Here is a 13,216-nt window from a genome sequence, read left to right as displayed (position 1 = left end):
GTGCGCCGGGCGGGCATGCTAGAATGCCCGCCATCCAAGCACATAGTCCGATCGGGAACCGGTTTCATGGACAAAATCGTCATCGCCAGCCGCGAGAGCCGGCTGGCCATGTGGCAGGCCGAACACATCCAGGCCCGGCTGCAAGCGCTCTATCCCCACCTCAGCGTGGACATCCTGGGCATGACCACCCAGGGCGACCAGATTCTGGACAAGACCCTGTCCAAAATCGGCGGCAAAGGCCTGTTCGTCAAAGAATTGGAAGTAGCGCTGGCCGAAGGCCGCGCGGACCTGGCGGTACATTCAATCAAGGATGTGCCGATGGTGCTGCCGGAAGGCTTCGCGCTGGCGGCGATATGCGAGCGCGAAGACCCGCGCGACGCGCTGGTGTCCGCCCGCTACGCGGACCTGTCGGAACTGCCGGACGGCGCGGTGGTGGGCACCTCCAGCCTGCGCCGCGAATCGCAGATCCGCGCCCGCTATCCGCGGCTGGTGGTCAAGCCGCTGCGCGGCAACGTGCAAACCCGGCTGCGCAAGCTGGATGACGGCGAGTACGACGCCATCATCCTGGCCGCCGCCGGCCTCAAGCGCCTGGGCCTCTCCGAGCGCATCCGCAAGGAGCTGCCGCCGTCGGAAAGCCTGCCGGCCGCCGGACAAGGCGCGCTGGGCATCGAGATCCGCGCCGACCGCGCCGACCTGATGCAGCTGCTCGCGCCGCTGAACCACGCCGCCACTCACTCCTGTGTCAGCGCCGAACGCGCGCTGGCGCGCGAGCTGGGCGGTAGTTGCCAAGTGCCGCTGGGCGCCTTCGCCACCCTCAACGAGGGCACGCTGGCGCTGGGCGGCTTCGTCGCCAGCCCGGACGGTTCCGTGATGTTGACCGCCAGCGCCAGCGCCCCGGCCGATTACGCCGATGCGCTGGGCCGCGCTGTGGCCAAAAAGCTGCTGGACGACGGCGCCGGCCCGCTGATTGAAGCGGTGCTGGCCGACCCGCGCTGAGACGACGATGCCGCGCGTCCTGGTCGCCCGCCCGCAGGCGCAAAGCGCCGAGCTGCTGCGTCTGCTCGCCGCAGCGGGCTTCGACGCCGGCCATCTGCCGCTGATGGAAATCGCGCCGCAGCCAGACGCGCTGGCCGCTTTGCCTGGGCAAGCGGCGGCGGCGAGTTGCCTGATTTTCGTCAGCCCCAGCGCCATAGACCAGGCCTGGCCGACGCTGCAAACGCTGGACCTAGCCGATAAGCGGCTGGTTTGCGTCGGCCGCGCCAGCGCCGCCAAATTGGCCGCGCTCAGCGGCAGGCCGGTGCTGCACCCAACCGAGGGCAGCGACAGCGAAGCCTTGCTGGCCCTGCCTGAACTGGCCGATATGCGCGGGCAACGTACGCTCATCGTGCGCGGCGTCGGCGGCAGGCCCCTGCTGGCGCAAAGCCTGGCCGCGCGGGGCGCGGCGGTGGAGTTCGCCGAGATCTACCGCCGCCTGGACGGCGCGCCGGACTGGGCGGCCTTCGACCGCTCGCCGCCGGACGCCGTGATCGTCACTTCCGGCGAAATCGTAGAGCAATTGTTCCGTCTCGCTGGCCCCAGTCGAATCAGGACGTTACAATGCTTGCTGTATTGCGTGCCGCATCCGCGCGTTGCCGACCGGCTCGCCGCGCAAGGCGCGACGCGCATCATGACAACCCGGGCCGAAGACAGCGCACTGGTCGCCGGCCTTAAAAAATGGTTCTGTCGTCACCCATGAGCGAATCCCAGATCACCGAAACCGCCAAACCCGAGTCCAAGAAATCGCTGAGTCCGGCCCTGCTGATCGCCATCGCCGCGCTGGGCGTGTCCGGCTGGCAGTACTTCAGCACCCAGCAGGAACTGACCGCCGCCCGCCAGGAACTGGCGCGCCGGCTGGCCGAAGGCAGCGGATCCGCCAAGGAACTGCGCGCGATGACCGAGCAGGCGATCAGCGCCAACCGCGCCACCGAAGGCCGTCTGGCGTTGATGGAGGCCCGCGTCAACGAATCCGCCGGCCAATACGCGACGCTGAACGGCATGTACCAGGAACTGACCAAGAACCGCACCGACTGGCTGCTGTCCGAGGTGGAGCACACCCTGGCCATCGCCAGCCAGCAGCTGCAACTGGCCGGCAATGTGCCGGCCGCCGTGTCCGCGCTGGAGATGGTGGACGCGCGCCTGGCCAAATTCGACCGCCCGCAATTGATCGGCGTGAAAAAAGCGGTGGCCACCGACCTGGAAAAACTCAAGGCTCTGCCCTATCTGGACAGCGTCGGGCTCACCGTGAAGCTGGACCGGCTGATGCTGTCCTCCGACAGCCTGCCGCTGGCGGTGGACGCTCACCGGCTGGCCAGCCAGAAGCCGCAGGCCAAGGCGGCGACGGCGGCCAGCGCGCCGCTGTGGGAACGCCTGGTGGCCGACGTCAGCAAGAGCCTGGGCGAGCTGATCCACATCCGCCGCATGGACAAGCCGGAAGCGCTGTTGCTGTCGCCGGAGCAGGCTTTCTTCCTGCGGGAAAACTTGAAAATGCGTCTGCTGGACGCTCGTCTGGCGTTGATCCAGCGCGACGGCAAGACCTTCGCCGCCGACATCGTGGCCGCGCGCAGCTATGTGCAGCGCTACTTCGACCGCGACGCGCCGGCCGTCACCCAATGGCTGGGCACGCTGGGCGAACTGGAAAGCGCGCCGCTGGACGTGGCGCTGCCGGATATGAACGCCAGCCTCAAATCGGTGCGCGACGCCCAAGGCGCGGCAGGAGAATAAACCGTGAAATTCGCCTTGTGGATTACCGGGCTATTTGCCCTCGCGGTGCTGGTCGGCCTGGCCGCCACCCTGAACACCGGCTACGCCATCCTGTTTCTGCCGCCGTATCGGATGGAGGTGTCGTTCAACCTGCTGATCGTATCGGTGGTGGTGCTGATTTTCGTGGTGCATCTGGTGCTGCGCATGGTGGCGGTGGCCGCCAATCTGCCGGCGGAAGTGCGCCGCTTCCAGCGCCAGAAGAAGCTGAAAGCCTCCCGCCACGCACTGCGCGAAGCCGGCATCTCCTACTTTGAAGGCCGCTTCCAGAAAGCCGAGCGCGAAGCCAGCAAGTCGCTAGACGACGAATACTCGCCGGAAAACAAGGCCCTGGCCCTGCTGATCGCCGCCCGCTCCGCCGGCGCCGCCGGCGATCTGGACAAACGCGACGGCTATCTGGCGCAGCTGGACGCCATGCCGCCGCGGCTGCAACTGGCGCGCCATATGCTGGACGCCGAGCTGAAGCTGGAAGCCAAGGACCCGCTGGGCGCCTTGGCCGCCATCGAACGCGCGCGCGCGCTGTCGCCCAATCTGACCAACGCCTTGCGGCTGGAATTGAAAGTCCGCTTGCTGCAGAAACAGCCGGAAGCGGTGCTGGCGCTGACCGAGAAACTGCTCAAGGCCGACGCGCTGGAGCCGGAACAGGCGCGGCGTTATCGCTTGGCCGCCTATCAGCAACAGCTGGTCACCCTGCTGGGCGGCCAGGAAATCCGCGACTGGCTGCGCCGCATCCCGGAAGCCGAGCGCAGCAATCCGCAGCTGATGGACCAAGTGGTGGCGCGGCTGATCGTGTTGCAGGACTACGATTACGCCGCCACCCTGCTGGCCGGCGCGCTGGCCAACGACGATCACGACACCCCGGAGCTGTCCCGCGAGTTGGGCAAGCTGGCCGAGCACCTGAGCGAGGATAAACGCCTGGAGCTGCTGAAAACCGCGGAAAACTGGCTGAAGAAGCGGCCGCGCGACCACTGGCTGCTGATGGCCTTGGGCCGGCTGGCCTTGTGCCAGCAGCTGTGGGGCAAGGCGCAAAGCTATCTGGAAGCAAGCGCTTCGATCTCGCCGACGCTGTGCGCCCACGCCGAACTGGCGCGGCTGTTCGAAGCCACCGGCAAGGAAGAGCTGGCGGCTCAGCATTACAACAAGAGCCTGGAACTGGCGCTGAAGCAGGGCTGCTGATTCCGCACGCTCGATACGAAAAAGGACATGCTCCCGCATGTCCTTTTTTTTTATTGCCTTGTTATGCCCTCTCAACTCGACAGCAGCAGCACGCCCCAGGCCAGCGCCAGATAACGCGCCGCCTTGCCGAGGGTCAACCACAAAATGCTGGACCACCAGGGCAGACGCAGCCAACCCGCGGCCAGCGGAATCGCGTCGCCAACCACCGGCAGCCAGGACAAGACCAGCACCGCCGGGCCGAAACGCTGGAACCAGCCGGCCAGCCTCGGCGGCAACTCCTTGCGCGGCGCCAACCTCCCCAGCCACAGGCTTGTGACGCTGCCGGCGGTATTGGCCACCGTGGCCACCAGCAGGGCCGGCCACAGCCAGTCCGGCCATTTGTACAGAAAAGCGGACAACGCCAGCTCGGAATTACCGGGCAAAATGGTGGACGAGGTGAAGGCAGACACCGCCAACCCGCCCAGCCCCAGCCACACCAAGTGGCTCATTCATCAAACTCTATGGTTTCGCCGCAGGCGGCGGCGATGGCGGCACTGAGGGTGGAGAAGAATTCCGAGCCGTCGCGCGCGGCGATCCAGCGGCCGTCGCGGAAGGCGAAGTGGTAGCCGCCGCTCTTGGCCGCTATCCACAATTCCTGATTGGCGGTGTGGCGGTTGACGATGATCTTGGCGCCGTCGCTGAACTCGATATCCAGCACATTGCCGGACACCAGATAGTCTGCGTCCAGATCATTGTCGTCGATGGCGGCTTCGATGCGCGTGAAGATGGCGTCGGTGTGCCGCAGAAATTCGGTTTCGTTCATTGCGCTTTCCCGTTGAATGACGGCCTGGACGCCGTCTTGGCGCGGCTCAGGCCTTGATCGCCGGGCGCAACGTAATCACACGGCGCGCCGCAGCTTTGCTAGTATCGGGATTTTGCCACATTGGAACTCATTCGTATGCGCACCTTGCTGGCTTGTGCAAGCCTGACCCTGTTCTTGGCCGCCTGCGGCTTCAAAGGCCCGCTGTATTTGCCCGCCCCCGCAGCCAAGCCGGCCGCCGCCGCGCCCGCCGCCAAACCCGCGGTCAAGGCCGACGCCTCCTCCCCTCGCGCCGCGGCAGAATCCGCCTCTCCCGCCTCTCGCTGACGGCTCCCGCCGCGCTTCCGGGCGGTGCGGCGACGGCGTAAAATGCCGAAGACATATTGATATTCCCACGCGGTTTCCTGCACATCAGTCATATCCTTTACACTCAAAGGCTGTATCTGCAGATAAAGGAGCCGCCGATGTCTCACTTCGCCCGTCACCTGGAACATCACACCATCGTCAACCCCTTCCCCGGCATCGTGAAGCTGGAAGCGGCGTTGGGCCACCGCATCGGCGCGCGCATCGGTTCCAATGAAAGCATGGCCAAACCGGCCTCTCCGCTAACGTCGGAGTTCGGCGAGATGATGACGGAACTGGCCCGGCTCTACCCTGACCCTTACGCGCACGGACTGCGTCAGCGCGCGGCGGCCCACAACCGCGTGGACGCGAGCCAGGTACTGTTCGACACCGGCGCCGACAGCCTGATCCTGTTGGCCTTGCGTCTGGCCTGTAATGTCGGCGACGCGGTGGTATGCACCGCCGGCACCTATCCCACCTTCCGTTATTTCGCCGAAGGCGTGGGCGCGCGCATTCTGGAAGTGCCCTACCAGCAACAAGGCGACCGGCTGCAGGCCGATCTGCCGCGGCTGGCGGAAGTGGCGCGCGCCGAGCGTGCCGCCGTGCTCTATCTCGCCAACCCGGATAATCCCAGCGGCCACTACTGGAGCGCGGACGACATCCTGGCGCTGCGCGAAACCCTGCCTTCGTCCACGCTGTTGATCCTGGACGAGGCCTATGTCGATTTCTGCGTGGACGCGCAGGACGCGCCGCCGCAGGGCGCGCTGCCCAACACGCTGCGTTTGCGCACGCTGTCCAAGGCCTATGCGCTGGCCGGTCTGCGGGTGGGCTACGCCATAGGTCCGCAACACATCGTCGCCAAAGCGGACCAGATTCGGCCGCAATTCGCGCTGTCCAGCTTCGCCCAACTGGCGGCGCAAATCGTGCTGGACGATCCCGACTATTCCCGTCAGCTAATCGCCGCCACCATCCATCTGCGCGACAAACTATCCGACGCCTTGCGCGCGCGCGACCTCGTGGTGATGCCCTCGCACACCAACTTCGTCTGCATCGCCTATCGCGACGCCGCCAGCAGCGAGGCCATCCATCGCCAGCTGCTGTCCGACGGCATCGCCGTGTACCGACCGCCGCACCCGGCGGTACGCCACTTGCTGCGCGTCACCGCGCAACCGCAGGCGCTGTCGGCCAAAGTGATGGCGGCGCTGGCGGAAGGTTAAGAAGCGGTTCAAAGCCCGCTGCGCGTCAGCGGAATGGATAGATGGGTTGAAACCCGCTTTGAAACGCTCATGTATCACGCGTACATTCTGCCTTCTCAGCGGGTTTCGCCTTGTCTTGCTCTCAAGACTTTGAACAGGCTCTCCCGCCCATAAAAAAGCCCTGGACCGACAAGCGGCCCAGGGCTTGATCTTTCCCCATCCTTCTCACTCCGAAGTACTGGGATTCCAATACGCCTGACTGATGAAAGGCTGGGCCACCAGCTTGGCGGCGATCTCCTCCAGCTCCTCCCACTCCACCGAGGTGGACAGCAAGGTGGCGGTCATCTCCACCTCGTCGTCGCCGAAGGGCTCCACGTCCAGATCCCCCACCGGATACTTGGACTCCTCAAGCAGGTCGCTGAGCAAGGCCATTGCGTGTTTCTGGCCGGAACGGCTGGAGATCACGCACAACTGGTAAGTGACTTCGCTGGTTTCGTCGTCGATAGGCTTGCGGTTGATCGAGTTCACCACCGGACGCAGCAAGGTGTTGCTGGCCAACACGAACAGCGTGATCAGAAAAGCCTGGGGAATCTGACCCGCGCCGGCGCTGGCGCCGACTGCCGCCGAGCCCCACAAGGTCGCCGCGGTGTTCAAACCGCGCACGTTCAAGCCCTCTTTCATGATGGTGCCTGCGCCGAGAAAACCAACGCCGGACACCACGTAGGACGCCACTCGCGCCGCGCCGCCGGTGCCGTCCAGCTGCAGCGCCATGTCGACGAAGGCCGCCGCGCCTACCGCCACCAGAGTATTGGTGCGCAGGCCAGCGGTGCGCTGACGGAACTGACGCTCGTAGCCTATGGCCGAGCCCAGAATGAAAGCCGTCAACAGGCTGAGCAAGGTTTGCAGCAGACCAGACCCGTTGAAGCCCAGAAACTGCAGTAAGGTTTCCACTTGTTATTCCTCCTGCGGTCGATTGAAAAAACAGCCGTCCCGGCGCGCCGGGAAACAGTCTGGCAGTTTGCCACATCCACGTGACCGGGTCGTGTCCGGCCTAGCGGTTTTTACTCGCCCGGCCACCTGCAAAGTTGCCCAAGCCCAAAAAAATCGCAGACGCGGCGCGCCTGCTGACAACACGCTGTCAGCAGGGAGGCCGCACACTGCCCTCCATGGCCGCGACGCCGCCTCCGCCCCGTTGAACGCGAGGCAGCAACGCTCGCGGCCGGATCGCTCAAAACCCCTTTAAGGAGTGTGCCATGTCCCCTGTATTACACTGGTTTGAAATTCCCGTGCTCCAGTTCGAACGCGCCGTCGCCTTCTATCAGCAGGCATTGCAGCTAGAACTGCACGAGGAAAGCTTCGACAACGCCCGCATGGCGCTGTTTCCCAAAACCGGCGACAGTTGCGGCGGCGCGCTGCTGAGCTGCCCGCAAGCCCGCCCCCACGTAGACGGCGTGCGCGTCTATCTGGATGGCGGCGCCGATCTGGACGCCACGCTGGAACGGGTCAAAACCGCCGGCGGCATCGTGGTGCAGCCCAAGACCCGCTTGCCGGAAGCCTGGGGGCACATCGCACTGTTTTCCGATCTGGAAGGCAATCTGATCGGCCTGCACAGCGCCGCATGAGCCGTCGCTACTGGATAGGCGTGGCCAGCCGCGACCATGTGCGGCGCGGGCTGGCCGGCAGCTTCGCCCAGCTCTGCCATGGCAAGGCCGCGCCGCTCAAGCGGATGGCGGCCGGCGACGGCCTGATCTATTACTCGCCGGTGCTCAGCCTGGAAGGGCGCGAGCCCTGTCAGCGTTTCACCGCCATCGGCCAGGCGATGGACGACCGAGTCTACCCGTTCCGGGTCAGCGCCGATTTCGAGCCCTACCGGCGGAACATCGCGTTCTGGCCGGCAGAGGACGCCGAAATCCGGCCGCTGCTCGGCCAATTGATCTTCATTGCGGATCCGGCGCGCTGGGGCTACGCCTTTCGCTTCGGCCACCTGGAAATCAGCCGCGCCGATTTCCTGTTGATCGCGCGCGCGATGCGGGCGACACTGCCGCCATCCATGCTGCGGGAACCCGACTAATATGCGCCGAGCCGACCGACTGGTTCAAATCCTCTTGCTGCTGCGCGGCCGCCGCCGCACCACTGCCCGGCAGTTGGCCGAATGGCTGGAAGTGACGCCGCGCACTGTCTACCGCGATATGGCGGATCTGATGGCCAGCGGCGCGCCGCTCAACGGCGAAGCCGGCGAGGGCTATTGGCTGGAAGCCGGCTTCACGCCGCCGGCGGTGGCGTTTTCCGCGCGCGAACTGGCGGCGCTGGAAGTGGGCGCGCGCATGCTGGCGGCCTGGGCGGACCGGGACACCGCCGCCGCGGCGCAATCGGCGCTGGGCCGCATCCACGCGGTGCTGGGGTCCTCCGGCCTGCCGCCGGAGCCGCTGTACGCGCCCACGGCGGGCAATTACCCGCGCGAGCGGCTGGCGCCGCTGCGCGACGCCATCGTCTCCCGCCAAGCGCTTTGGGTGGATTACCGCGACGAAAGCGGCCGCGATAGCCAACGCGCGCTGTTGCCGCTGGCTCTGTTTTTCTGGGGCGACCGCTGGCTGCTGGCCGCCTGGTGCGGCCTGCGCCTGGACTACCGCAGCTTCCGCGTGGACCGGCTGCAAAGCTGGCGCGACACCAACCTGAGCTGCCCGCCCGACGTCAGCCTGGCCGGCTATCTGGGCCATGTCGACAGCGACGGCCGGGCGTTGGCTTGGCTGGAGCGACACCAGCGCCAGCCCTGGCACCAAGAATAAGCGATGCCTGGCTGGCGTCGCTGCCCGTTCAAGGCAGCAGGATAATAGAACCGCTGGTCTTGCGCCCTTCCAGATCGCGGTGCGCCTGCGCCGCCTCCGCCAAGGGATAACGATGCGATGGCGCCACCTTGACCCTGCCGTCCGCCACCCGATCAAACAAGGCTTGGGCCGAGGCCTCCAGCTCCGCGCGGCTGGCGATGTAATCGGCCAGCTTGGGCCGGGTAAAGAACAGCGAGCCGCGACTGGTCAGCTCCAAAGGCGCGAACGGCGGCACCGCGCCGGACGCATTGCCAAAACTGACCAACATGCCGCGCGGACTCAGGCAAGCCAGCGATATCTGGAAAGTATCCTTGCCGACCGAGTCATAGACCACCGGCACGCCCTGTCCGCCGGTGATCTCGCTGACTCGCGCCACCACGTCTTCGCGGCTGTAATTGATCACATGCTGGCAGCCCAGGCCGCGCACGATGTCGGCCTTGGCGTCGGAACCAACAGTGCCTATCACCGTCGCGCCCAGCGCCGTCAGCCACTGCACCGCGATCTGTCCCACTCCGCCGGCGGCCGCGTGCCACAAGACGGTTTGGCCCGGCCTCACCGGGTAGGTGCGTTGCACCAGATACTCCACAGTCATGCCCTGCAACATCATGCAGGCGGCGGATTCGTCGCTGATGCCGTCTGGAATCTTCACCAGCACCGCCGCCGGCAGCAAGCGCTCGGTGCTATAAGCGCCCAGCGGGCCTCCGGCGTAAGCGACGCGGTCTCCCACCGCCAGACCGGACACCCCCGGCCCCAACGCTTCCACCACCCCGGCCGCCTCCTGGCCCAGGCCGGACGGCAGCGGCAACGGATACAGACCGCTGCGCTGATAGGTATCGATGAAGTTGACGCCGATGGCGGTATGACGCACCCGCGCCTGACCCGGTCCCGGAGCGGTCAGCTCCTGGCTTTGCAGACCGAGCACTTCCGGCCCGCCGGTGTGGGAGAAAACGATGGCTTGAGTCATGGCGGCCTCCTAGGCGCAAAAAATCCAGTGTGCGACGGCGGAGCCGTCCCAGGCAAGCCGCTGTCGCAGAACAGGCTGTTTCTACATCAAACCAAGCATTGTCCGCGCCCCCAAGCCAGCACTTCCGGCAGGATGCGCGGCCAGGCTTCAAGTCTATGGTCATCGCCGTTGAACACTGTCTGGCGGCAGTCCAGATACAGCGCCGCCGCTTCGCGCCAATCCAGCACCTCGTCGCAACTGCCCAACAGCAGCCAGTAACGGCGCGCGGACGGCTGGGGCACGCGCAGCCCCAGCAAGGCGTGCATATCAGCGTCGCTCAAGGTGTAGACCACGCCGGTGTAGGGGTTGGTCTGCTCGCCGATGAAACGCGCCAAATCGTCGTAAGGCCGCACCGCCGGATTGATCAGCACCGCCGGGCGTTGATGGCGCTCGGCCAAAAAGGTAGCGTAATAACCGCCGAGCGAGCTGCCGATCAGCAAGGTGTCGGCCGGCAAGGACGCCACCAGAGCGGACGCCTGCTCGATCGCCTCGGCCGGATGGGGGGACAGCTGCGGACAATGCAAGGTCGCATCGAACGCGTTCTGTTGCAAATAAGCGGCGGTTTCGTTCGCCTTCAGCGATTGAGGACCGGAATTGAAGCCGTGCAGGTAGACAATATGCATGCGGATGGGAACAAACAGTCAATAAAGCGTTCATTCTAAATGGCCATCGTCCCAAGAAAAACCCTGGCAGCCGCGGCTGGCAACCGTCCTTTCGACGGGCTTGCCAATACATTCGCATGAATGATACAAAAACGCGGAAAAAATAATAAAACCGACGATTTATGCCACTTAAGCGCGGTTTACAAAGATAACAGGAGAACATAAATGCTTGCCACCTTGCCGGACAACGCCCTCGTCGCCGACGCCACCACCACCAAACCCTACTCCGTAGCCAGCCTGATCATGGCGTGCGGCTTTCTGCACCACAGCGCGCAGGCTTTTCTAGACGACGTGCGCGCGGACCAGGCGCTGATCCGTTCCGGCTTCTGTCCGCGCCACCATGTCCACGTTGACCGCGACGGCCAGGCCACGGTGGACGGCTTCGTCCATGAACAGGTGGGCTTGCTGCTTCAGCACAATGCCTCCCTGCATTTCGCCTTGCATGAAATGCTGATGCAGTTCGGCCCGGATGCCTGCAACGACACTCTGGCCGGCATCATCGTGCGCGGCCTGCGCGGCGTTCAGGATTGGCAGGCCGCCTGCCAGTGCCTGGCGGCGATGCGCCGCGGCCCGGCCCGAGCCTGAGCAGGTTTCAAGCCGTCATGCCGGCGGCTTGGCCCGCTTGGCCAGGTCCAAGGCCTTGAGCCTGGCGCCGACATCGCCCTGCGCGGCCGCCTTGGCGTACCAGCGGATCGCCGCCGGCAAGTCCCGCTCCACCCCGTCACCATGCTCGTACATGCTGGCGATCAGATACTGCGCGCCCACGTCGCCCTGCCGGGCGGCCTTCTCGTACCAATACGCCGCCAGCCGGTAATCCTTGGCCGCGCCGCGACCGAGGAAGTACTGAGTGCCCAGATCCAACTCTGCCGGCAGATAGCCTTGATCTGCGGCCAACCGGAACCAACGCGTCGCCTCGGCTTGCGACTTGGCCACCTGCTGGCCGTTTTCGTACAACACTCCCAAAGCGTGCTGCGCCTGCGGCAGACCCGCGTCGGCTGCGCGACGCAACCAGCGCTCTCCCTGCATCCGGTCAGGCGCGCCGCCCTCTCCTCGCCAATGCATCATCGCCAGATCGAAAGCAGCCACCCGGTCGCCCGCCTGGGCCGCCTGCTCGAACTGCCTTCGCGCGGCGGCGTAGTCCCCATGCTGATAACTGGCCCAGCCGGCCACCTCCGTAGCCAGCGACGCCAAGGCCCACATCGCCAATATCCCGCCTACCCACACTTTCATCGCCGCTCTCCCCACCAGCCTGTCCTGAGAGCCTGTTCAAAGTCTCGCGGGCAAGAGCGAGACAAGGCGAAAATGGCTGAGAAAGCGGAATGTACATGGGGTACATGAGCATTTCGAAGCCGGTTTCAACGCGGTAGCGCCGATGCGTAGCAGACGATGAACAGGTTATGAGAGCTTAGTCGGCGGCGGCGGGGAAATCTGTCGGCGCCCGTTCCCACGGCGGCGGCTCGCCGCCCAGCCGTCTATCGATGAACTCCAGAAAAGCGCTCACCTTGGCCGGCACGTGCTTGCGCTCGGGAAACACCGCGTACACCGCGTGCAGCGGCAGAGGGTAGCGCTCCAGCAAGGGCAGCAGCCGCCCGGCGGCCAAATCCGCCCCCACAATGAAGGTGGGCATTTGAGCAATACCGGCGCCGGCCAAGAGCGCGTCGCGCAGGGCCTCGCTGTTGTTGACCAGATAATTGCCGCGCGGCTCCACCGCCACCGGGCCGTCAGGACCTTGCAACGTCCACGCCGCGCCGCCGCGGTAATAGGCATAGCGCAGGCAGTTGTGCCCGGCCAGCTGCGCCGGCGTTTCCGGCCGGCCATGGCGCGCCAGGTAGGCGGGGGCGGCGCAGATCACGCTGCGACAAGGAGCGATACGGCGGGCGATCAAGCTGGACTCCGGCAAATGGCCGATGCGGATCGCCAGGTCGAAGCCGCCTTCCACCAAATCCACCATCCTGTCGTCCATCTGCATGTCCAGCTGCACCCCCGGGTAAGCGGCCAGGAACTCCGGCGCCAGCGGCGACAAATGCAGCCGGCCGAACACCATGGGCACGCTGATGCGCAGCAACCCTCGCGGCTGGCTCTGCAAACGAGCAATGGCGTCTTCGCCCTCGCGCGCCAGAACCAACGCCTGGCGCGCGTAAGCATGGTATTGCGCGCCGGCCTCGGTCAGATGCAAGCGCCGGGTAGTACGCTGCAACAGTCGGACACCCAGCCTCGCCTCCAGCAAGGAAACGCGTTTGCTGACCGCGGATTTGCTCAAGCCTAGTTTGCGGCCGGCGGCGGCAAAGCTCCCGCATTCGATCACCGCGACAAACAAGGGCAGCGCGGCAAAACGTTCGCTCTCGTCCGTATTGTCCACTTTTACTCCACTATCCGTTTCCAACAAGCCGGATTATCGCCTAAAGCGCCACGATATA

Annotated in this window: 17 protein-coding genes; 10 read left to right on the top strand and 7 right to left on the bottom strand. The window is 65.4% G+C overall.

The genetic code is table 11. From position 1 onward, the window contains the following. Nucleotides 1–66 precede the first annotated feature (66 nt). Genes hemC through DXT74_RS04075 form a run of 4 tightly spaced genes read left to right on the top strand, consistent with a single transcriptional unit; the run spans nt 67 to nt 3,972 of the window. Nucleotides 67–996, top strand: coding sequence for a hydroxymethylbilane synthase (gene hemC / locus DXT74_RS04090; protein WP_043639368.1), 930 nt, complete (start codon nt 67–69; stop codon nt 994–996). 7 nt (nt 997–1,003) lie between these two features. Next, nucleotides 1,004–1,735 (top strand): uroporphyrinogen-III synthase, encoded by a 732-nt coding sequence (locus DXT74_RS04085; protein WP_194427382.1) that lies wholly within the window; start codon nt 1,004–1,006, stop codon nt 1,733–1,735. Then, nucleotides 1,732–2,760, top strand: a complete 1,029-nt coding sequence (locus DXT74_RS04080; RefSeq protein WP_019103563.1) for a uroporphyrinogen-III C-methyltransferase — start codon at nt 1,732–1,734, stop codon at nt 2,758–2,760. Before DXT74_RS04085 ends, DXT74_RS04080 begins: the two co-directional genes overlap by 4 nt. Before the next feature lie 3 nt (nt 2,761–2,763). Next, on the top strand, nt 2,764–3,972 hold the full coding sequence (locus DXT74_RS04075) for a heme biosynthesis protein HemY (protein ID WP_019103564.1): 1,209 nt from the start codon (nt 2,764–2,766) through the stop codon (nt 3,970–3,972). Between the two features lie 71 nt (nt 3,973–4,043). Here the strand turns inward: DXT74_RS04075 and DXT74_RS04070 are convergent, their stop codons facing one another. Both DXT74_RS04070 and cyaY read right to left on the bottom strand, forming a co-directional pair. Next, nucleotides 4,044–4,460 (bottom strand): YqaA family protein, encoded by a 417-nt coding sequence (locus DXT74_RS04070; protein WP_019103565.1) that lies wholly within the window; start codon nt 4,458–4,460, stop codon nt 4,044–4,046. Next, nucleotides 4,457–4,774 (bottom strand): iron donor protein CyaY, encoded by a 318-nt coding sequence (cyaY, locus tag DXT74_RS04065; RefSeq protein WP_043589353.1) that lies wholly within the window; start codon nt 4,772–4,774, stop codon nt 4,457–4,459. The genes DXT74_RS04070 and cyaY overlap by 4 nt, the downstream gene beginning before the upstream one ends. A 120-nt stretch (nt 4,775–4,894) precedes the next feature. Here cyaY and DXT74_RS04060 point away from each other — a divergent pair, with 120 nt between their 5' ends. Together DXT74_RS04060 and DXT74_RS04055 are read left to right on the top strand one after the other, a co-directional pair. Next, complete coding sequence (locus tag DXT74_RS04060; protein WP_196783820.1) at nt 4,895–5,098, top strand: lipoprotein; 204 nt, start codon at nt 4,895–4,897, stop codon at nt 5,096–5,098. Nucleotides 5,099–5,235: 137 nt separating this feature from the next. Next, complete coding sequence (locus DXT74_RS04055; RefSeq protein ID WP_194427381.1) at nt 5,236–6,330, top strand: histidinol-phosphate transaminase; 1,095 nt, start codon at nt 5,236–5,238, stop codon at nt 6,328–6,330. A gap of 204 nt (nt 6,331–6,534) precedes the next feature. Here DXT74_RS04055 and DXT74_RS04050 read toward each other — a convergent pair whose 3' ends face one another. After that, nucleotides 6,535–7,260 carry an MgtC/SapB family protein gene (locus DXT74_RS04050; RefSeq protein ID WP_019103569.1) on the bottom strand — a complete coding sequence of 242 codons (726 nt, stop codon included), beginning with the start codon at nt 7,258–7,260 and terminating at the stop codon, nt 6,535–6,537. A 302-nt stretch (nt 7,261–7,562) separates the two neighbouring features. Here DXT74_RS04050 and DXT74_RS04045 point away from each other — a divergent pair, with 302 nt between their 5' ends. Genes DXT74_RS04045 through DXT74_RS04035 form a run of 3 tightly spaced genes read left to right on the top strand, consistent with a single transcriptional unit; the run spans nt 7,563 to nt 9,095 of the window. Continuing rightward, nucleotides 7,563–7,931 carry a VOC family protein gene (locus DXT74_RS04045; protein ID WP_194427380.1) on the top strand — a complete coding sequence of 123 codons (369 nt, stop codon included), beginning with the start codon at nt 7,563–7,565 and terminating at the stop codon, nt 7,929–7,931. After that, complete coding sequence (locus DXT74_RS04040) at nt 7,928–8,380, top strand: EVE domain-containing protein (protein WP_194427379.1); 453 nt, start codon at nt 7,928–7,930, stop codon at nt 8,378–8,380. Before DXT74_RS04045 ends, DXT74_RS04040 begins: the two co-directional genes overlap by 4 nt. A 1-nt stretch (nt 8,381) precedes the next feature. Further along, on the top strand, nt 8,382–9,095 hold the full coding sequence (locus tag DXT74_RS04035; RefSeq protein ID WP_043589350.1) for a YafY family protein: 714 nt from the start codon (nt 8,382–8,384) through the stop codon (nt 9,093–9,095). 28 nt (nt 9,096–9,123) lie between these two features. Here the strand turns inward: DXT74_RS04035 and DXT74_RS04030 are convergent, their stop codons facing one another. Both DXT74_RS04030 and DXT74_RS04025 read right to left on the bottom strand, forming a co-directional pair. After that, nucleotides 9,124–10,098 carry a quinone oxidoreductase gene (locus DXT74_RS04030; RefSeq protein ID WP_043589348.1) on the bottom strand — a complete coding sequence of 325 codons (975 nt, stop codon included), beginning with the start codon at nt 10,096–10,098 and terminating at the stop codon, nt 9,124–9,126. 86 nt (nt 10,099–10,184) lie between these two features. After that, nucleotides 10,185–10,760 carry a YqiA/YcfP family alpha/beta fold hydrolase gene (locus DXT74_RS04025; protein WP_043589346.1) on the bottom strand — a complete coding sequence of 192 codons (576 nt, stop codon included), beginning with the start codon at nt 10,758–10,760 and terminating at the stop codon, nt 10,185–10,187. Between the two features lie 204 nt (nt 10,761–10,964). Between DXT74_RS04025 and DXT74_RS04020 the strand changes: the two genes are divergently transcribed. Continuing rightward, a complete protein-coding gene (locus DXT74_RS04020; protein WP_043589344.1) occupies nt 10,965–11,384 on the top strand; it encodes a hypothetical protein in 420 nt (139 codons plus the stop codon). Nucleotides 11,385–11,399: 15 nt separating this feature from the next. On the opposite strand, the gene DXT74_RS04015 is transcribed toward DXT74_RS04020, so the two are convergent. Further along, nucleotides 11,400–12,029, bottom strand: a complete 630-nt coding sequence (locus DXT74_RS04015; RefSeq protein ID WP_081555928.1) for a tetratricopeptide repeat protein — start codon at nt 12,027–12,029, stop codon at nt 11,400–11,402. 175 nt (nt 12,030–12,204) lie between these two features. Next, the gene (locus DXT74_RS04010; RefSeq protein WP_081555929.1) at nt 12,205–13,158 is read right to left on the bottom strand and encodes a LysR family transcriptional regulator; all 954 of its coding nucleotides are present in this window, start codon (nt 13,156–13,158) and stop codon (nt 12,205–12,207) included. Between the last annotated feature and the right edge of the window lie 58 nt (nt 13,159–13,216).

It is taken from the genome of Chromobacterium sp. Rain0013 (assembly GCF_015291765.1).
In the GTDB taxonomy this organism is placed as follows: Bacteria; Pseudomonadota; Gammaproteobacteria; order Burkholderiales; family Chromobacteriaceae; genus Chromobacterium; species Chromobacterium haemolyticum.
Note: the sequence above shows the minus strand (reverse complement) of the source record. Positions and strands in the feature narration are given on the sequence as shown.

Bases quoted from the DNA above. Each gene is read 5' to 3' on its own strand.
- DXT74_RS04080 (WP_019103563.1), top strand. From the start codon at position 1,732: ATGAGCGAATCCCAGATCACCGAAACCGCCAAACCCGAGTCCAAGAAA.
- hemC (WP_043639368.1), top strand. From the start codon at position 67: ATGGACAAAATCGTCATCGCCAGCCGCGAGAGCCGGCTGGCCATGTGG.
- DXT74_RS04035 (WP_043589350.1), top strand. From the start codon at position 8,382: ATGCGCCGAGCCGACCGACTGGTTCAAATCCTCTTGCTGCTGCGCGGC.
- cyaY (WP_043589353.1), bottom strand. From the start codon at position 4,774: ATGAACGAAACCGAATTTCTGCGGCACACCGACGCCATCTTCACGCGC.
- DXT74_RS04025 (WP_043589346.1), bottom strand. From the start codon at position 10,760: ATGCATATTGTCTACCTGCACGGCTTCAATTCCGGTCCTCAATCGCTG.
- DXT74_RS04070 (WP_019103565.1), bottom strand. From the start codon at position 4,460: ATGAGCCACTTGGTGTGGCTGGGGCTGGGCGGGTTGGCGGTGTCTGCC.
- DXT74_RS04015 (WP_081555928.1), bottom strand. From the start codon at position 12,029: ATGAAAGTGTGGGTAGGCGGGATATTGGCGATGTGGGCCTTGGCGTCG.
- DXT74_RS04030 (WP_043589348.1), bottom strand. From the start codon at position 10,098: ATGACTCAAGCCATCGTTTTCTCCCACACCGGCGGGCCGGAAGTGCTC.
- DXT74_RS04020 (WP_043589344.1), top strand. From the start codon at position 10,965: ATGCTTGCCACCTTGCCGGACAACGCCCTCGTCGCCGACGCCACCACC.
- DXT74_RS04040 (WP_194427379.1), top strand. From the start codon at position 7,928: ATGAGCCGTCGCTACTGGATAGGCGTGGCCAGCCGCGACCATGTGCGG.
- DXT74_RS04055 (WP_194427381.1), top strand. From the start codon at position 5,236: ATGTCTCACTTCGCCCGTCACCTGGAACATCACACCATCGTCAACCCC.
- DXT74_RS04045 (WP_194427380.1), top strand. From the start codon at position 7,563: ATGTCCCCTGTATTACACTGGTTTGAAATTCCCGTGCTCCAGTTCGAA.
- DXT74_RS04085 (WP_194427382.1), top strand. From the start codon at position 1,004: ATGCCGCGCGTCCTGGTCGCCCGCCCGCAGGCGCAAAGCGCCGAGCTG.